This is a genomic window from Mycobacterium colombiense CECT 3035 (genome assembly GCF_002105755.1).
Lineage (GTDB): Bacteria > Actinomycetota > Actinomycetes > Mycobacteriales > Mycobacteriaceae > Mycobacterium > Mycobacterium colombiense.
The window spans coordinates 165,567-182,528 of the sequence record NZ_CP020821.1; the positions used below are offsets into that span (position 1 = coordinate 165,567).

The 16,962-nt window shown below is 68.8% G+C and carries 17 protein-coding genes and 1 pseudogene; 15 read left to right on the top strand and 3 right to left on the bottom strand.

Going from position 1 to position 16,962, the window contains the following annotated elements; all coding sequences use genetic code 11:
• Positions 1–138 precede the first annotated feature (138 nt).
• Both B9D87_RS00845 and B9D87_RS00850 read left to right on the top strand, forming a co-directional pair.
• Positions 139–690: an MPT63 family protein gene (locus B9D87_RS00845; RefSeq protein WP_007775298.1), complete on the top strand. Its 552-nt coding sequence runs from the start codon at positions 139–141 to the stop codon at positions 688–690.
• 95 nt (positions 691–785) lie between these two features.
• Positions 786–1,723 (top strand): annotated as a pseudogene (locus B9D87_RS00850) (lysophospholipid acyltransferase family protein).
• Between the two features lie 32 nt (positions 1,724–1,755).
• Here B9D87_RS00850 and B9D87_RS00855 read toward each other — a convergent pair.
• Positions 1,756–2,508: a winged helix-turn-helix transcriptional regulator gene (locus tag B9D87_RS00855; protein WP_007775292.1), complete on the bottom strand. Its 753-nt coding sequence runs from the start codon at positions 2,506–2,508 to the stop codon at positions 1,756–1,758.
• Between the two features lie 198 nt (positions 2,509–2,706).
• Positions 2,707–2,946: a microaggregate-binding protein 1 gene (gene mbp1, locus B9D87_RS00860; RefSeq protein WP_007775289.1), complete on the bottom strand. Its 240-nt coding sequence runs from the start codon at positions 2,944–2,946 to the stop codon at positions 2,707–2,709.
• A 654-nt stretch (positions 2,947–3,600) separates the two neighbouring features.
• Between mbp1 and pyrH the strand changes: the two genes are divergently transcribed.
• The 6 genes from pyrH to B9D87_RS00890 all read left to right on the top strand — a co-directional run bounded on the left by pyrH (position 3,601) and on the right by B9D87_RS00890 (position 8,547).
• Positions 3,601–4,404, top strand: coding sequence for a UMP kinase (pyrH, locus tag B9D87_RS00865; protein WP_040631486.1), 804 nt, complete (start codon positions 3,601–3,603; stop codon positions 4,402–4,404).
• Between the two features lie 15 nt (positions 4,405–4,419).
• Entirely contained in the window at positions 4,420–4,977 is a 558-nt protein-coding gene (gene frr / locus B9D87_RS00870) for a ribosome recycling factor (protein ID WP_007775283.1), read from the top strand.
• 28 nt (positions 4,978–5,005) lie between these two features.
• Entirely contained in the window at positions 5,006–5,935 is a 930-nt protein-coding gene (locus B9D87_RS00875; RefSeq protein WP_007775281.1) for a phosphatidate cytidylyltransferase, read from the top strand.
• Between the two features lie 33 nt (positions 5,936–5,968).
• Positions 5,969–7,063 carry a dual-specificity RNA methyltransferase RlmN gene (rlmN, locus tag B9D87_RS00880; protein ID WP_007775280.1) on the top strand — a complete coding sequence of 365 codons (1,095 nt, stop codon included), beginning with the start codon at positions 5,969–5,971 and terminating at the stop codon, positions 7,061–7,063.
• A 115-nt stretch (positions 7,064–7,178) separates the two neighbouring features.
• The gene (gene dsbE / locus B9D87_RS00885) at positions 7,179–7,685 is read left to right on the top strand and encodes a disulfide bond-forming protein DsbE (RefSeq protein WP_007775278.1); all 507 of its coding nucleotides are present in this window, start codon (positions 7,179–7,181) and stop codon (positions 7,683–7,685) included.
• A gap of 1 nt (position 7,686) precedes the next feature.
• Positions 7,687–8,547, top strand: a complete 861-nt coding sequence (locus B9D87_RS00890) for a cytochrome c biogenesis CcdA family protein (protein WP_007775276.1) — start codon at positions 7,687–7,689, stop codon at positions 8,545–8,547.
• Positions 8,548–8,560: 13 nt separating this feature from the next.
• Here the strand turns inward: B9D87_RS00890 and B9D87_RS00895 are convergent, their stop codons facing one another.
• Positions 8,561–8,815, bottom strand: a complete 255-nt coding sequence (locus tag B9D87_RS00895) for a DUF2631 domain-containing protein (protein WP_007775274.1) — start codon at positions 8,813–8,815, stop codon at positions 8,561–8,563.
• Positions 8,816–8,924: 109 nt separating this feature from the next.
• Between B9D87_RS00895 and dxr the strand changes: the two genes are divergently transcribed.
• The 7 genes from dxr (at position 8,925) to map (ending at position 16,962) form a co-directional block, all read left to right on the top strand.
• On the top strand, positions 8,925–10,136 hold the full coding sequence (gene dxr, locus B9D87_RS00900; RefSeq protein ID WP_007775272.1) for a 1-deoxy-D-xylulose-5-phosphate reductoisomerase: 1,212 nt from the start codon (positions 8,925–8,927) through the stop codon (positions 10,134–10,136).
• Between the two features lie 19 nt (positions 10,137–10,155).
• Positions 10,156–11,370 carry a M50 family metallopeptidase gene (locus tag B9D87_RS00905; protein WP_007775270.1) on the top strand — a complete coding sequence of 405 codons (1,215 nt, stop codon included), beginning with the start codon at positions 10,156–10,158 and terminating at the stop codon, positions 11,368–11,370.
• A 22-nt stretch (positions 11,371–11,392) separates the two neighbouring features.
• Positions 11,393–12,571, top strand: coding sequence for a flavodoxin-dependent (E)-4-hydroxy-3-methylbut-2-enyl-diphosphate synthase (gene ispG / locus B9D87_RS00910; protein ID WP_007775268.1), 1,179 nt, complete (start codon positions 11,393–11,395; stop codon positions 12,569–12,571).
• Positions 12,572–12,619: 48 nt separating this feature from the next.
• On the top strand, positions 12,620–13,474 hold the full coding sequence (locus B9D87_RS00915) for a GNAT family N-acetyltransferase (RefSeq protein ID WP_007775261.1): 855 nt from the start codon (positions 12,620–12,622) through the stop codon (positions 13,472–13,474).
• Between the two features lie 164 nt (positions 13,475–13,638).
• Positions 13,639–15,453 (top strand): penicillin-binding transpeptidase domain-containing protein, encoded by a 1,815-nt coding sequence (locus B9D87_RS00920; RefSeq protein WP_007775259.1) that lies wholly within the window; start codon positions 13,639–13,641, stop codon positions 15,451–15,453.
• Between the two features lie 34 nt (positions 15,454–15,487).
• Positions 15,488–16,072 (top strand): DUF1707 SHOCT-like domain-containing protein, encoded by a 585-nt coding sequence (locus B9D87_RS00925; RefSeq protein WP_007775257.1) that lies wholly within the window; start codon positions 15,488–15,490, stop codon positions 16,070–16,072.
• Between the two features lie 32 nt (positions 16,073–16,104).
• On the top strand, positions 16,105–16,962 hold the full coding sequence (gene map / locus B9D87_RS00930; protein ID WP_007775242.1) for a type I methionyl aminopeptidase: 858 nt from the start codon (positions 16,105–16,107) through the stop codon (positions 16,960–16,962).

The following is a 16,962-nucleotide window of genomic DNA, read 5'->3' on the forward strand; positions in this document are numbered from 1 at the left end:
AATCCCATTTCGCTGGCTAACCGGCCGATATAGGCGTTTTGCGGCCACAAATGTTTAAAGCTGTGGCCGGATGGCTATTTGCTGCATATATCTGTCTGCCCTTCGGGGGGCAATTGTTCGATACGAAAGGAATGAACAATGAAGGTCACCAGGATCGCTGCGACAGCTGCCGCTGCCGGGGGTATAGCGGTGGCAAGCGTTTTCGCGGCGACGCCCGCATCCGCCGCGCCCAACATTCAGGGCTTCGGCACCAGTGAGCAGCTTGTTGACGGGCCGCTCATCACCAACTACACGGTGAGCAACCTGCAGCCGAGCAACGTCGCCATCCCGGGCTACACGCCGAAGGGGACGCTGTATCAGGCTGACATCACCGCCAGGTCGGACGGCGGGCTCGTCACCCCGATGGTCAACGACTTCATCGCCCGCGGCCCCAACGGCCAGAACTACCGGGTGATCGACAAGGTGGGCGTCCCGAACGGGCTCAACCCGGCGCCGATCGCGCAGGGCAACGAGGCGACCGGCACGCTGTACTTCGACGTCACCGGTGCGCCCCCGAACGGGGTCGTCTACAACGACGGGATGCAGGACGTCCTGATGTGGACCTCCAACGTTCAGGGTGGCTCGGCGCCGGCCGCGCCGAACAGCCCGGCACCGGGTGCCCCGGCTGCGCCCGCGCCGGCACACACCTAAACCGGCTGTGAAATCTCCCCGCGCCGCGCCATGCGGCGCGGGGAGATTTGCGTCTGAGCGAATCGTGCGCGCCCGAATCGGGTATGCGACAAGGCATGAGTAATCCGGATCACAGGCCGGCGCCGATACGTGCTCAGGCGAAGCGGCATGCCGAAGAGGCCCGCGAGGCGATGGAGGAACGTCGCGACAAGCAAAGCGGCGGCCTGGGCGGCTGGGTGGCCGAGCGGGCCGCGCAGTGGGACCTCTCCGGTCAGGACGAGACCACCCTGCAACGACAGAAGTATCTGTGGAATGTGCTGGTGGACTATTGGTTCCGCATGGAGATCGACGGCTGGGAGAACATCCCGGAGTCACCGCCGGCGCTGCTGGTTGGCATCCACTCGGGGCCCCGTTTGTCTGGGACGCCTGGACCGTGGGATTGCAATGGTGGCGGCGGTTCGGCCAGGAGCGCCCCCTGCACGGCACCGCTCACGATGCGCTGATGGCAATCCCGTTGTTCGGGCGATACTTCCGGTCGATGGGGGTGCTGCCGGCGGCCCCGGACGCGATCGCCACCGCGCTCGCCGAAGGGCGCGACGTGGCGCTGTGGCCGGGCGGCGAGGTGGACTCATTGCGCCCGTGGACGGAGCGCGATCAGGCCAACCTGGCGGGGCGGACCGGTTTCGTCAAGATGGCGATCCGTGCCGGCGTGCCGATAGTTCCGATCGCCACGGTCGGCGGCGCCGACGCGATGCCGGTGTTGATCCGCGGCGACCGGCTGTCGAAAGCCCTGCGCCTGGACCGCATTCTGCGGCTCAAGGTGTTTCCGCTGGCCGTCTCGCTGCCATGGGGGATCGCGCCGGCGGCGCTGCCGCAGCTGCCCCTGCCCGCCAAGATCAGGACCCGGTTCATGCCTGCCGTGGAGCTCGACAACGATCCCGCGCGGGCCGACGACGACCAATACGTCGACCGCAAGTACCACGAGGTGCAAGACGCCATCCAGGACGGAATGGATGCGCTCGCGCGCAAGCGCGCCTTCCCGCTCTTCGGCTGATGGTACCACCAAAGGCGTTGCGGCGAAACGCGTTAGGACTCTGAGACTTGGGGGTCCGGCCGACCCGCCGGCGCGGTCGGCGAGGTCCAGATCGGGGTGAGCGCCGAGTCGGCGACGACCCATTCCGGCTGCGGCGGCGTCGCCGCCCGGTAGCCGACGCCGCGGACGGTATCCACCAGGAACTGGTGGCGCGTGCCCAGCTTGGCGCGCAGTCGTCGAATGTGCACGTCGACCGTGCGGACCTTGCCGGTGCTGTCGTGGCCCCACGCCTCCTGCATCAGCCGCGTCCGGGTGAATGCCTGACCGGCATGCTGCACAAGGAAATTCAGCAATTTGAACTCGGTGAGGGTCAGGCCCAGGTCGTTACCGTCCAGCGTGGCGGTGAAACTGGCCGGGTGCAGCTGCAGGTCTCCGAACCGCAATGTGCCGTCGACCGCGCCGCGCCTGCGGCCGATGGCCAGGCGCATCCGTGCCTGCAGTTCTTCGGCCCCGGTACCGGGCAGCATCACGTCATCGAAATTGCAGTCGACGTCGACGGCGGCACAATCGGCCGGGGCGACCAAAGCGACCACCGCGGTTCCGGGGTTGTCGGCCGTCAGTCGATGGCTGACGGCCTGTGCGACCTCGATGTTGCTGCGCGCATCGATGATCGCGATGTCGGCCGTGGCGAAATGCCCGTCGGGCTCGGCCGCCAGGGTGATGCGGCGCATCGGCTGCGCGAACGTCGCCAGATCCGGTAGGGCCGATTCGAAATCGTCCTCGTCCGTGAGCACCACCACGTCCAACGGCCATCTCCAAACTCATAACGTCCCGGCTTCCCCCCGGTCCGTAGGCACCTCTGCGGAGATGTCTTACAGCGCTACGCGTGAATACCCACCCTGCCCAAAACTATGCAAAGTCGTGCCGCTCTCAGCCTAGAGAGAGTCGACAAAAGCAATGGGCCCGGCCCGTTTCCACGGACCGGGCCCATCGACAACCACGTGCTACTGGTTGTCTTTCTGGCGCTCTTCGGCTGCCTTGGCGCCGCCGCGCGCGGCTTCGGCTTCGGCTTCCTTCTTCGCCGCGTCGCGCTGTGCGTCGGCCTTGTCCTGCTGCGCCTGGCCCTCGCGGGTGAGGTCATCGCGACCGGCCACCGCGCCTACGGCCTCCTTGGCCTTGCCTTTGACGTCCTCGACGACGCCCTTCACGGCTTCGGCAGGTCCCGACTTGTTTTCTTCAGCCATGGAAGTAACTCCTCCTCGTTGGCGTACTGCGAGCGATTGGCGCTCAACGGCGATCGCAAGCGATCGACCGGGTCATACGGCGAGGCCGGTCCTTATTGCTTAAGACCGCATAATTCTGCCGCGTTGATGCGGATTCCCAAGCCAACCGTCGCTCAAACGCGGGTCCGACGAACGGAATCTCGGCGTGAGCACAATCGTCGGCACAATCCGGGCCGGCAGCGGATCGGTGTGAAGCGGCGCTATCCAGCGCGCCGGTGGTGAAAGGCGTGGCGCTGGTGTGCGTGGCAGGTCCCGCATCCGCCTTGATGTCCCTGCACTGCGTGGTCCACGACCTTGGCCTGGGCGGGGGAGGCGGCGGTCGCCGGAACCAGTCCCAAACCCGCGGTGCCAAGCATTGTTACGGCTGCCAGGCGCGCCAATCGTCGCTGCATCAGTTAAGAATACCATACCCCCCTTGGGTATATGTCCCTCCGGTGGCGGTGGGGTCCGCTTTCGCGGCGACCCACTACCGAGAGGCTCCAAAATTGGTCCGGCGCGCCAACTATGCGCATAATGCACCCCGCCGACGCCGCATTGTGCTGCGATGAGGCAGGATGTGAAATGCCGTTCCGGGATCCAGATCGCCCGGGATGGCACTCTCATGCGAGGAGTCTGATGACGGAGTCCAGGGAGCCCCAAGTCGCCGGCTCGGCGGCTCCGAGGCCGGAGCCGACAGCCACCAGCAACGGCGTAACCGGACAGCCACCGAGCCGGGCCAGGTATTCGCGAGTGTTACTCAAGCTCGGTGGTGAGATGTTCGGCGGCGGCCAGGTCGGCCTGGATCCCGATGTCGTGGCGCGGGTGGCTCGGCAGATCGCCGAGGTGGTCCGCGACGGCGTCCAGGTCGCCGTCGTGATCGGCGGGGGCAACTTCTTCCGCGGGGCGCAACTTCAGCAGCGCGGCATGGAACGCACCCGCTCGGACTACATGGGCATGCTGGGCACCGTCATGAACAGCCTCGCGCTGCAAGACTTTCTGGAGAAGGAAGGCATCGTCACCCGGGTCCAGACCGCGATCACCATGGGCCAGGTGGCCGAGCCGTATCTGCCGTTGCGCGCTGTGCGCCACCTGGAGAAGGGCCGCGTGGTGATCTTCGGTGCCGGCATGGGGCTGCCGTACTTCTCCACCGACACCACCGCCGCGCAGCGTGCGCTGGAGATCGGTGCCGAGGTGGTCTTGATGGCCAAGGCGGTCGACGGCGTGTTCGACGCCGATCCGCGGCAGCATCCAGATGCCGAACTGATCGCGGCGATCAGTCACCGTGAGGTGATCGACCGCGGCCTGCGAGTGGCCGATGCCACCGCGTTCAGCCTGTGCATGGACAATGGCATGCCGATCCTGGTGTTCAACCTGCTGACCAATGGCAATATCGCCCGGGCGGTCGCTGGTGAGAAAATCGGGACTCTGGTCACCACCTGAGGGGAAGACGCGCACATGATTGACGAGGCTCTCTTCGACGCGGAAGAGAAAATGGAGAAGGCTGTGGCGGTTGCCCGCGACGACTTGTCCACCATCCGGACCGGGCGCGCCAACCCGGGCATGTTCTCGCGGATCGTGATCGACTACTACGGCACCGCCACGCCCATCACGCAGCTGGCCAGCATCAACGTGCCCGAGGCGCGCCTCGTCGTCATCAAGCCGTATGAAGCCAGCCAGGTGGGCGCGATCGAGACGGCGATTCGCAACTCCGACCTGGGGGTCAACCCCACCAACGACGGCACCCTGATCCGGGTGGCCGTGCCGCAGCTCACCGAGGAACGCCGCCGGGAGCTGGTCAAGCAGGCCAAGAGCAAGGGTGAGGACGCCAAGGTCTCGGTGCGCAACATCCGCCGCAAGGCGATGGAGGAGCTGCATCGCATCCGCAAGGACGGCGAGGCCGGCGAGGACGAGGTCGGCCGGGCCGAAAAGGACCTGGACAAGACCACTCACCAGTACACCACCCAGATCGAAGAGCTGGTCAAACACAAAGAAGGCGAACTGCTGGAGGTCTAGGCCTCAGCAGCTCAGTCCATCCAGGCCAGTGGCTACCCCAGAACCCAGCGCAGGCGACCCGCCCGACGATCCGTCGCGCGCCGCCAAGGAGACGATCGGACAGCCGGCCGAGAAGACATCGCGGGCAGGACGCGACCTGCGCGCCGCCATCGCGGTGGGTGCCGGCATCGGCGCCGTGCTGGTCGTGACGCTGGTGTTCGCGCCGCGCTTCTGGGTGCTGATCGTCGCGCTCGCCATCGTGGTGGCCACCCACGAGGTGGTTCGGCGGTTACGCGAAGCCGGCTACGTCATCCCGGTCATCCCACTGCTGGCCGGCGGCCAGCTCACCGTGTGGTTGACCTGGCCCTTCCACGCCGCGGGCGCACTGGCAGGCTTCGGCGTCACCGTCGTGGTCTGCAACGTGTGGCGGCTGTTCATGCAGGACAACCGCAAACGGCCGGAGCCGTTCGCCGGCTCGCCGTCGGCCAACTACCTCCGCGACGCCTCGGCCACCGCGTTCCTGGCCGCGTGGGTGCCGTTGTTCGCGTCCTTCGGCGTGCTGCTGGTCTACCCGCACGACGGCGCCGGGCGGGTGTTCTGCCTGATGATCACCGTCGTCGCCTCCGACACCGGCGGATATGCCGTGGGGGCGCTCATCGGCAAGCACCCGATGGTCCCGGCGATCAGTCCCAAGAAGTCCTGGGAGGGATTCGCCGGCTCCTTGGTGTTCGGCATCACCGCGGCGACCCTGACGGCGACCTTGCTGGCCGGCAAACCGTGGTGGATCGGCGTGCTGCTGGGTGTCGTCCTGGTGCTGACCGGCACGCTCGGCGATCTGGTGGAATCCCAGATCAAGCGCGACCTCGGCATCAAGGACATGGGACGGCTGCTGCCGGGCCACGGTGGTCTGATGGATCGGCTCGACGGCGTCCTGCCTTCGGCGGTCGCGGCCTGGACGGTGCTGACACTCGTTCCCTAGGCAGGGCCGAACGTGACCGATACTGGACAGGTCATGGTTGCACAATTGGTTTTCTCCGAGCCCCGGCGCGGCAAGCCGCCGCGGCACCTGGCCGACCTCGATGAGGACGGCCGCGCGTCCGCCGTCGCGGAGCTGGGCCTGCCCGCGTTTCGCGCCAAGCAGCTGGCGCATCAGTACTACGGCCGGCTGATCGCCGATCCGCGGCAGATGACCGACCTTCCGGCGGGCGTGCGCGACGCCATCGCCGAGACCATGTTCCCGATCCTGCTCTCCGCGGCCTCCGAGGTGACCTGTGATGCGGGCCAAACCCGAAAGACGTTGTGGCGCGCGCTCGATGGGGTCACCGTCGAGTCGGTGCTGATGCGCTATCCGCAACGCAACACCGTCTGCATCTCGTCGCAGGCGGGCTGCGGCATGGCCTGTCCGTTCTGCGCGACGGGCCAGGGCGGGCTGACCCGCAACCTGTCGACCGCCGAGATCCTCGAGCAGGTGCGCGCCGGCGCCGTAGCGCTGCGCGACGACTTCGGGGACCGGCTGTCCAATGTGGTGTTCATGGGCATGGGGGAGCCGCTGGCCAACTACGCCCGGGTGGTCGCCGCGGTGCGGCGCATCATCGCCGCGCCGCCACACGGTTTCGGCATCTCGGCCCGTTCGGTGACGGTGTCGACGGTGGGTCTGGCCCCCGCCATCCGCACCCTCGCCGACGAACGGCTCGGCGTCACGCTGGCGCTGTCGCTGCACGCGCCCGACGACGAACTGCGCGACACGCTGGTGCCGGTCAACAACCGGTGGAAGATCACCGAGGCCCTCGACGCCGCACGGTACTACGCCGACGTCACCGGTCGGCGGGTGTCGGTGGAGTACGCGTTGATCCGCGATGTCAACGACCAGCCTTGGCGCGCAGACCTTTTGGGGCAGCGCCTGCATCGCGCGCTCGGCCCGCTGGTGCACGTGAACCTGATTCCGCTCAACCCGACCCCGGGCAGTGAGTGGGACGCCAGCCCCAAGGCGGTCGAGCGGGAGTTTGTCCGGCGGGTCCGCGGCAAGGGGGTGTCCTGCACGGTGCGCGACACCCGCGGCCGGGAGATCAGCGCCGCGTGCGGACAGCTGGCCGCGGAACGCGGGTAGCTGGAGCGCAGGCGTTTCAGCACCGGCGTGCGGACAGCTGGCCGCGGAACGCGGGTGAACCTGGACGACGACGCTCACGTCTATAAGGCATAACGCCAGCAAACGGGGGTGCGTCATGATTCGCTTGTTCTCGCCGCTCAGGTTGTTCGCCGCGGCCGTTCTCGCCGCTGCACTGATATTCGTGCTGGGCGGCGCGCCCCGCGCGCTCGCCGCCGACGACCGGCTGCAATTCACCGGGACGACGCTGAGCGGTGCGCCGTTCAACGGCGCCAGTTTGCAGGGCAAGCCCGCGGTGCTGTGGTTCTGGGCGCCGTTCTGCCCGTTCTGCAACGCCGAAGCCCCGGGCGTCAGCCAGGTGGCGGCCGCCAATCCGGGTGTCACCTTCGTCGGGGTCGCCGGGCACTCGGACGTCGGCGCGGAACAGGCCTTCGTCTCCAAATACGGCCTGAACTTCACCAACCTCAACGACGCCGACGGGTCGATCTGGGCCCGCTACAACGTCCCCTGGCAGCCGGCCTACGTGTTCTACCGCGCGGACGGCAGCTCGACGTTCGTCAACAACCCGACTTCGGCGATGTCCCAGCAGGAGCTCTCGGACCGGGTCGCCGCCCTGAGGTCCTGACTTGGGGGACCAGGGTCTGGTCGGCCTCGCCTCCGCCGCGGGATTGGTGGCCGCGCTGAACCCGTGCGGGTTCGCCATGCTGCCCGCCTACCTCCTGCTGGTGGTGCGCGGCCAGCGTGCCGGGGCTTCGTCGGGGGTGACCGCCGCCAGCCGGGCGCTGGCGGCCACCGTCGGGATGGCGTTGGGCTTCCTGACCGTCTTCGGCGTGTTCGGCGCTTTGACCGTCTCGGCGGCCACCACGGTGCAGCGCTACCTGCCGTACGCGACCGTGGTCGTCGGCGTGGTCTTGATCGGGCTCGGGGCGTGGCTCCTGTCGGGCCGGGCGCTGTCGGCCCTGACTCCGCGGCCGCTGGCCCCGCGGTGGGCTCCCACCGCCCGGCTGGGCTCGATGTACGGCTACGGCATCAGCTACGCGATCGCCTCGCTGTCGTGCACCGTCGGGCCGTTTCTGGCCGTCACGGCCGCCGGTCTGCGCGGGGGATCGATCGCCACCGGCGTCGCGATCTACCTCGCCTACAGCGCGGGGCTCACCCTGGTGGTCGGTGTGCTCGCCGTCGCCGCGGCGACGGCGAGCTCGGCGATGGTGGACCGGCTGCGCCGCGCGCTGCCGTTCGTCAACCGGATCGGCGGCGCGCTGCTGGTGCTCGTCGGGCTGTACGTGGCCTATTACGGCAGCTACGAGGTGCGCCTGTTCGGCCCGAACGGCAACCCGCGTGACGCGGTGATCAGCGGGGCCGGGCGGCTGCAGGGCGCGGTGGCCGGCTGGGTACATCAGCACGGGGTGTGGCCGTGGGTGATCGCCATGGTCGCGCTGGCGGTCGTCGTGATCGGGGGCGCCTGGCGTCGCCGGGCGCACCGCTAGGACAAGGGGGTGGCTACCTGATCCAGCCGCGCCGGCGGCCCCACAGGTCGCGGATCAGCGCCACCAGGATCAGCGCCGCAAACCCGATCAGGAACCAGTTCTCGATATGACCGACGTGGTTGCCGCGCAGCATCGCCAGCAGGAAGCCGAAGCCGATCAGCCCGGCGATGTGCCAGGTTCGGTGGTTGATCCTGCTCCAACCCCACGCTGCCGACGGCACCTCGACGGCGTCGACGCCGTTGAAGTGCTCCACCTCGGTACTGGCCACGGCGAATCCCCTTCGGATCGGATTGGCTTGTCGAACCCAAATTCTGGCATACCCGCCACCGGGCCTGCGGGGCATGGCCCGCGTCGACGCCGGGCGGCACAATGAATGGGTGACCAACCCGACCACCGATGGGCAAACGCGGGACCGCCTGCGCGTGCTGGTGCTGGGCAGCACCGGTTCCATCGGCACCCAGGCGCTGGACGTCATCGCCGCCAATCCGGACCGCTTCGAGGTGGTCGGTCTGGCCGCGGGCGGCGCCAACCTGGACACGCTGTTGCGCCAGCGCGCCGAGACCGGTGTGACCAACATCGCGGTCGCCGATGAACGCGCCGCGCAGCGGGCCGGCGACATCCGGTTCTCCGGGCCCGAGGCGGCGACCCGGCTGGTCGAGGAGACCGAGGCCGACGTCGTGCTCAACGCGCTGGTGGGGGCGTTGGGGCTGCGGCCCACGCTGGCCGCGCTGGCGTCGGGCGCCCGGCTGGCGCTGGCCAACAAGGAATCGCTGATCGCCGGCGGACCGCTGGTGCTGCGGGCCGCCGCGCCAGGGCAGATCGTGCCGGTGGACTCCGAGCATTCCGCGCTGGCGCAATGCCTGCGCGGCGGAAGCCCCGACGAGGTCGCCAAGCTGGTGCTGACCGCCTCCGGCGGGCCGTTCCGCGGCTGGACGTCCGCCCAGCTCGAGGACGTCACCCCGGAGCAGGCCGGCGCCCATCCGACGTGGTCGATGGGCCCGATGAACACGCTCAACTCGGCCTCGCTGGTCAACAAGGGGCTGGAGCTCATCGAGACCCACCTGTTGTTCGGCATCCCGTACGACCGCATCGAGGTGGTCGTGCACCCTCAGTCGATTGTTCATTCGATGGTCACGTTCGTGGACGGCTCGACGCTTGCCCAGGCCAGCCCGCCGGACATGAGGCTGCCGATCTCGCTGGCCCTGGGCTGGCCCCAGCGGGTGCCCGGGGCGGCGGCCGGCTGTGACTTCAGCACGGCATCTAGCTGGGACTTCGAGCCGCTGGACGCCGACGTTTTCCCCGCGGTCGAGCTGGCCCGGCACGCCGGGCAGACCGGGGGCTGCATGACCGCGGTCTACAACGCGGCCAACGAGGAGGCGGCGGAGGCCTTCCTCGCGGGCCGGGTCGGGTTCCCCGCGATCGTCAAAACCATCGCCGACGTGCTGCACGCCGCCGACCAATGGGCCGTTACACCCGCTAACGTGGATGAGGTACTCGATGCGCAGCGCTGGGCACGTGACCGGGCGCAGCGTGCCGTCGCGCAAGCCCAGCCCGCCAAGGTGTCAGCAAAAGCCTCCGGAGTGGTGTGAGAAAGGTCCTCGCAGCCAAATGATGTTCGTCATCGGCATTGTGCTGTTCGCACTGGCCATCCTGATCTCGGTGGCCCTGCACGAGTGCGGGCACATGTGGGTCGCGCGTGCGACCGGCATGAAGGTGCGGCGCTACTTCGTCGGCTTCGGCCCCACCCTGTGGTCGACCCGGCGCGGTGAAACCGAGTACGGCCTCAAGGCGGTTCCGCTGGGCGGCTTCTGCGACATCGCCGGCATGACCTCGGTGGAGGAGCTCGCACCCGACGAGGCCGACCGCGCCATGTTCAAGCAGAAGGTCTGGAAGCGGGTCGCGGTGCTGTTCGCCGGCCCCGCCGCGAACTTCATCATCTGCCTGGTGTTGCTCTACGGCATCGCGTTGATCTGGGGGCTGCCCAATCTGCATCCGCCGACCCAAGCGGTCGTCGGCGAAACCGCTTGTGTGGCACCGGAAGTGGCTCCCGGCAAGATCGCCGACTGCACCGGGCCCGGGCCGGCGGCGCTGGCCGGAATCCGGCCCGGCGACGTCATCGTCAAGGTGGGCGACACCCCGGTGTCGACCTTCGACGACATGGCCGCCGCCATCCGCAAGGCGCACGGCAACGTCCCGATCGTCGCGCAGCGCAACGGCGCCACGATCACCACCTACGTCGACGTGACCACCACGCAGCGCTACCTGACCAGCGGGCAGGGCGCGCAGCAGCAGCCCTCGACGGTCGGCGCCATCGGCGTCGGGGCCGTCAAGGTGGCGCCCACGCGCTACGGGGTGTTCACCGCGATCCCGGCCACCGTCGCCTTCGCCGGTGACCTCACCGGCGAGGTGGGCAAGGCCCTGGTCGCGATCCCGACGAAGGTCGGCGCGCTGGTGCACGCCATCGGCGGGGGGCAGCGAGACCCGCAGACGCCGATGAGCGTCGTCGGCGCCAGCATCATCGGCGGCGACACCGTCGACCACGGGTTGTGGGTGGCGTTCTGGTTCTTCCTGGCGCAGCTGAACCTCATCCTGGGCGCGATCAACCTGGTGCCGCTGCTGCCGTTCGACGGCGGCCACATCGCCATCGCGGTGTTCGAGAAGATCCGCAACCTGGTCCGGTCGGCCCGCGGCATGGTCGCGGCCGCGCCGGTGAACTACCTCAAGCTGATGCCCGCGACGTACGTCGTGCTGGTGTTCGTGGTCGGCTACATGCTGCTGACCGTGACCGCCGATCTGGTCAACCCGATCAGGCTCTTCCAATGACGAAACCGAAGGAATCAACACCGTGACCACTGGCCTGGGCATGCCGAAGACCCCGGCGCCCACGCTCGCTCCCCGGCGAAAAACGCGTCAACTGATGGTCCGCGACGTCGGGGTCGGCAGCGACCATCCGATTTCGGTGCAGTCGATGTGCACCACCAAGACGCACGACGTCAACACGACCCTGCAGCAGATCGCCGAGCTCACCGCGGCCGGCTGTGACATCGTCCGGGTGGCCTGCCCGCGTCAGGAGGACGCCGACGCGCTGGCCGAGATCGCCCGGCACAGCCAGATCCCGGTGATCGCCGACATCCACTTCCAGCCCAAGTACATCTTCGCCGCGATCGACGCCGGGTGCGCCGCGGTGCGGGTAAACCCCGGCAACATCAAGGAATTCGACGGACGGGTCGGCGAGGTCGCCAAAGCGGCTGCGGCGGCGGACATCCCGATCCGCATCGGCGTCAACGCCGGCTCGCTGGACAAGCGGTTCATGCAGAAGTACGGCAAGGCCACCCCCGAGGCGCTGGTCGAGTCCGCGCTGTGGGAGGCCTCGCTGTTCGAGGAGCACGGCTTCGGCAACATCAAGATCAGCGTCAAGCACAACGACCCGGTGGTGATGGTCGCCGCCTACGAGCAGCTGGCCGAGCAGTGCGATTACCCGCTGCATCTTGGGGTCACCGAGGCCGGTCCGGCCTTCCAGGGCACCATCAAGTCCGCGGTCGCCTTCGGGGCGCTGCTGTCGCGCGGCATCGGCGACACCATCCGGGTGTCGCTGTCGGCGCCTCCGGTCGAGGAGGTCAAGGTCGGCATCCAGATCCTCGAGTCGCTGAACCTGCGGCCGCGCGGGCTGGAGATCGTGTCGTGCCCGTCGTGCGGTCGCGCGCAGGTCGACGTGTACACCCTCGCCAACGCGGTGACGGCCGGCCTGGACGGTCTGGACGTGCCGCTGCGCGTGGCCGTGATGGGCTGCGTCGTCAACGGCCCGGGGGAGGCCCGCGAGGCCGACCTCGGCGTCGCGTCCGGAAATGGCAAGGGCCAGATCTTCGTTCGTGGTGAGGTCATCAAGACCGTGCCGGAAGCCCAGATCGTCGAGACCCTGATCGAAGAGGCTCAGCGGCTCGCCGCCGAAATGGGCCACGAGATGAACAGCGAGGACGGACCGGAAGCAACATCCAGCGGTTCACCTGTTGTCACCGTAAGCTGATAAACGCCAGCGCCGGTCCAAGAGTTCGCACCACAGAGAGTTCGCCAGATGTCGGCTCCGCCCCTGTTCCGCCTTGTCGGTGAGCGACGGGTGTCCGTGGTGCGCGACGCGGCCGCGGTGTGGCGGGTGCTCGACGACGATCCCGTCGCGTCGTGCATGGTCGCGGCCCGGGTGGCCGACCACGGCATCGACCCCAATTCGATCGGCGGCGAACTGTGGACGCTGCGGGGTGCCGACGAATCGCTGTGCTTCGCCGGCGCCAACCTGATCCCGCTGCGCGGCGGGCCGGCCGACCTGAGCGCGTTCGCCGACGAGGCGATGCGCGGAACGCGGCGCTGCTCGTCGCTGGTCGGCAGGGCCGATCTGGTGATGCCGATGTGGGAGCGGCTCGAGGCGGCCTGGGGCCCGGCGCGTGACGTGCGTGACCACCAGCCGCTGCTGGCGTTGTCCAGCCACCCCAGCTGCGAGCTGGATCCCGGCGTGCGGCAGGTCCGGCCCGAGGAGCTGGACGCCTACCTAGTGGCCGCCGTCGACATGTTCATCGGCGAAGTCGGCGTCGACCCGCGGCTCGGCGACGGCGGCCGCGGCTACCGCAGGCGGGTGGCCAGCCTGATCACCGCCGGGCGGGCCTGGGCGCGGTTCGAGCACGGCCAGGTCGTGTTCAAGGCCGAGGTGGGTTCGCAGTCGCCGGGTGTGGGCCAGATCCAGGGGGTGTGGGTGCACCCGGAGTGGCGCGGCCTGGGCCTGGGCACCGCCGGCACCGCGACGGTCGCCGCGGTGATCGTCGGCACCGGGCGCACCGCCAGCCTCTACGTCAACGACTTCAACACGGTGGCGCGCGCCGCCTACGCCCGGGTGGGTTTCACCGAGATCGGCACCTTCGCGACGGTGCTGCTCGACTAGCGGGTCACCCCTTGCGGACGAGTGTGCGGCTGTCCGCACGCTCGGTACCGAATGCGCGGCTGCCCGCACATTCGCGCCGTGGCTCGCCCGCAATCCACGCATAACGGTTGGGTCTCGGTGTGTCGGCGCCGCAGTTCAGGCCGCAGTTCTTAACATTTGCACCGATGGTAACTAGAACAACATGGGCCTCATCCGCCTCAGGCTTGCTGCTGGTCGCGGTCATCGTCCTGTCCGGATGCACGCCCCGGCCCGACGGCCCGGGCCCGGCGGCCGAGAAGTTCTTCCGCGCCCTGGCCGTCGGCGACACCGCGACCGCCGCGCAGCTCAGCGACAGCCCCAATGAGGCGCGCGAGGCGCTCAACGCGGCCTGGTCCGGCCTGCAGGCGTCCCACCTCGACGCGCAGATCCTCAACGCCAAGTACGCCGAGGACAGCGGCACCGTCGGCTACCGCTTCACCTGGCACCTGCCCAAGAACCGCACCTGGACCTACGACGGCCAGCTGCGGATGGCGCGCGACGAGGGGCACTGGGCGGTGCGGTGGACCACCACCGCGCTGCACGCCAAGCTGGGCGAGCACCAGACGTTCGCGCTGCGTGCCGACCGGCCGCACCGCGCCTCGGTGAACGAGGTCGGCGGCAGCGACGTGCTGGTGCCCGGCTACCTGTACCACTACACGCTGGACGCCAGCCAGGCCGGACCGGCGTTGTTCAGCACGGCCCACGCGATCGTCGACGTGCTGCACCCCTTCAACGGGGCCCTCAACGACCCGCAGCTGCTTGCCGAGCAGGCCAGCTCGACGCCCCACCCCGTGGATCTGGGCGTGACGCTGCACCCCGACGACAACGACAAGGTGTCCCCGCTGGTCGGACACCTGCCCGGCGTCATCGTCACCCCGCAGCCCGAAATGCTGCCCACCGACCCGCATTTCGCGCCGGCGGTCATCTCCGCGGTGAAGAAGGCGGTGGTCGACCAACTCGACGGCCAGGCGGGCTGGCGGGTGGTGAGCGTCAATCAGAACGGCGTCGAGGTCGAGGTGCTACACGAGGTCCAAGGGTCGCCGGCGCCGTCGGTGTCGATCACCCTGGACCGGGTCGTGCAGAACGCCGCCCAGCGCGCGGTCGACAACAAGGGCGGCAAGGCGATGATCGTGGTGATCAAGCCGTCGACCGGGGAGATCCTCGCGATCGCGCAGAACGGCGGGGCCGACGCGGACGGTCTGCCCGCCACCAACGGCCTGTTCCCACCGGGGTCGACGTTCAAGATGATCACCGCCGGCGCGGCCGTCGACCGCGACATGGCCACACCCAACTCGATGCTCGGGTGCCCGGGCCACCTCGACATCGGGCACCGCACCGTGCCCAACTACGGCGGCTTCGATCTCGGCGTGGTGTCGCTGTCGCGCGCGTTCGCCAGCTCCTGCAACACCACCTTCGCGGAGTTGAGCAGCCGGATGCCGCCGCGCGGCCTGACCCAGACGGCCGCCCAATACGGGATCGGCCTCGACTACACGGTGGACGGCGTCACCACCGTGACGGGATCGGTGCCCCCGACGGTGGACCTGGCTGAACGCACGGAGGACGGCTTCGGCCAGGGCAAGGTGCTGGCCAGCCCGTTCGGCATGGCCCTGGTGGCGGCCACGGTCGCCGCCGGCAAGACGCCCGTGCCCCAACTGATCGTGGGCCGGCAGACCGCGGTTCAGGGGGACACGACGCCGATCAGCCCGAAGATGATCGATGCGCTGCGGCCGATGATGCGCCTGGTGGTGACCAACGGGACCGCCAAGGAGATCGCCGGCTGCGGCGAGATCTACGGAAAGACCGGTGAGGCGGAGTTTCCGGGTGGGTCGCATTCCTGGTTCGCCGGGTACCGCGGCGACCTGGCCTTCGCCTCGCTGATCGTGGGAGGCGGCAGCTCCGAATGGGCGGTCCGGATGACCAAGTTCATGTTCGAAGCGCTGCCGCCGAACTTTTTGGCCTAGCGCCCCCGGGCCGCAGCAGCGGTAAATTGCGAACATGACCGATACCGGCGGCGACATGGTGGCCTTGCGGGTTTCCGACGCCGACCGCAACGGCACGATGCGCCGACTGCACAACGCCGTCGCGCTCGGGCTGATCGACATCGACGAATTCGAGCAGCGCTCGTCGCAGGTGTCCTACGCGCGCACCCGCGGCGAGCTGGACGGGCTGGTCGGTGACCTGCCGGGACCGGGCGCCTTCGTCACCTCCGCGGCCGACCGGGTGGAACTGCGCGGCTGGGCGGGCTCGCTGAAGCGCCACGGCGAATGGACGGTGCCCACCCGCCTGGCCCTGGTCCGCCGCCTCGGCTCGGTGGAACTCGACCTCACCAAGGCGCGGTTCGCGGGCCCGGTGGTGGTCATCGAACTCGACATGAGGTTCGGCTCGGTGGAGATCCGCTTGCCCGACGGGGCCAGCGCCTCGATCGACGACGTCGAGGTCTACGTCGGCAGCGCCAGCGACCGGCGCAAAGACCCGCCCGGTGAGGGCAGGCCGCACGTGGTGCTGACCGGTCGGGTGGTGTGCGGCTCGGTCAACATCCGGGGACCGCGCCGTTCGCTGCTGCGCCGCCAGCGGCCGTAATCGCTTAGCTGGACCGCGGTTAAGCTGGTCGCATGCCTGCTCGCACCGCGCTTTCCCCCGGAGAGTTGTCCCCGACTCTGCCGGTGCCCGGCCGTATCCCGCGCCCCGAATACGTCGGCAAGCCCACGGCCCAGGAGGGCAGCGAACCGTGGGTGCAGACACCCGAGGTGATCGAGAAGATGCGCGTCGCCGGCCAGATCGCGGCCGCCGCGCTGGTGGAGGCGGGCAAGGCCGTCGCGCCCGGGGTGACCACGGACGAACTGGACCGCATCGCCCACGAGTACATGGTCGACCACGGCGCCTACCCTTCCACGCTGGGCTACAAGGGCTACCCGAAGTCGTGCTGCACGTCGCTCAACGAGGTCATCTGCCACGGGATCCCGGACTCGACGGTGATCGAGGACGGCGACATCGTCAACATCGACGTCACCGCCTACATCGACGGTGTGCACGGCGACACCAACGCGACCTTCCTGGCCGGCGATGTCTCCGAGGAGCACCGGCTGCTGGTGGAGCGCACCAGGGAGGCGACGATGCGCGCCATCAACGCCGTCAAGCCCGGCCGCGCCCTCTCGGTCGTCGGCCGCGTCATCGAGTCGTACGCAAACCGGTTCGGCTACAACGTCGTTCGTGACTTCACCGGGCACGGCATCGGTACCACGTTCCACAACGGTTTGGTCGTCCTGCACTACGACCAGCCGTCGGTGTCCACCGTCATGCAACCGGGGATGACGTTCACCATCGAACCGATGATCAACCTCGGCGGCCTGGACTACGAGATCTGGGACGACGGCTGGACCGTGGTCACTCGCGACCGCAAGTGGACCGCGCAGTTCGAGCACACCCTGCTGGTCACCGACACCGGCGTCGAAATCCTCACCCTGCCATGA

What these genes read in the sequence shown, in the direction of transcription:
- mbp1 (WP_007775289.1), bottom strand. Translation starts at nt 2,946, where the DNA reads ATGGCTGAAGAAAACAAGTCGGGACCTGCCGAAGCCGTGAAGGGCGTC.
- B9D87_RS00905 (WP_007775270.1), top strand. Translation starts at nt 10,156, where the DNA reads ATGATGTTCGTCATCGGCATTGTGCTGTTCGCACTGGCCATCCTGATC.
- pyrH (WP_040631486.1), top strand. Translation starts at nt 3,601, where the DNA reads ATGACGGAGTCCAGGGAGCCCCAAGTCGCCGGCTCGGCGGCTCCGAGG.
- frr (WP_007775283.1), top strand. Translation starts at nt 4,420, where the DNA reads ATGATTGACGAGGCTCTCTTCGACGCGGAAGAGAAAATGGAGAAGGCT.
- B9D87_RS00925 (WP_007775257.1), top strand. Translation starts at nt 15,488, where the DNA reads ATGACCGATACCGGCGGCGACATGGTGGCCTTGCGGGTTTCCGACGCC.
- map (WP_007775242.1), top strand. Translation starts at nt 16,105, where the DNA reads ATGCCTGCTCGCACCGCGCTTTCCCCCGGAGAGTTGTCCCCGACTCTG.
- B9D87_RS00845 (WP_007775298.1), top strand. Translation starts at nt 139, where the DNA reads ATGAAGGTCACCAGGATCGCTGCGACAGCTGCCGCTGCCGGGGGTATA.
- dsbE (WP_007775278.1), top strand. Translation starts at nt 7,179, where the DNA reads ATGATTCGCTTGTTCTCGCCGCTCAGGTTGTTCGCCGCGGCCGTTCTC.
- rlmN (WP_007775280.1), top strand. Translation starts at nt 5,969, where the DNA reads ATGGTTGCACAATTGGTTTTCTCCGAGCCCCGGCGCGGCAAGCCGCCG.
- B9D87_RS00920 (WP_007775259.1), top strand. Translation starts at nt 13,639, where the DNA reads ATGGTAACTAGAACAACATGGGCCTCATCCGCCTCAGGCTTGCTGCTG.
- B9D87_RS00915 (WP_007775261.1), top strand. Translation starts at nt 12,620, where the DNA reads ATGTCGGCTCCGCCCCTGTTCCGCCTTGTCGGTGAGCGACGGGTGTCC.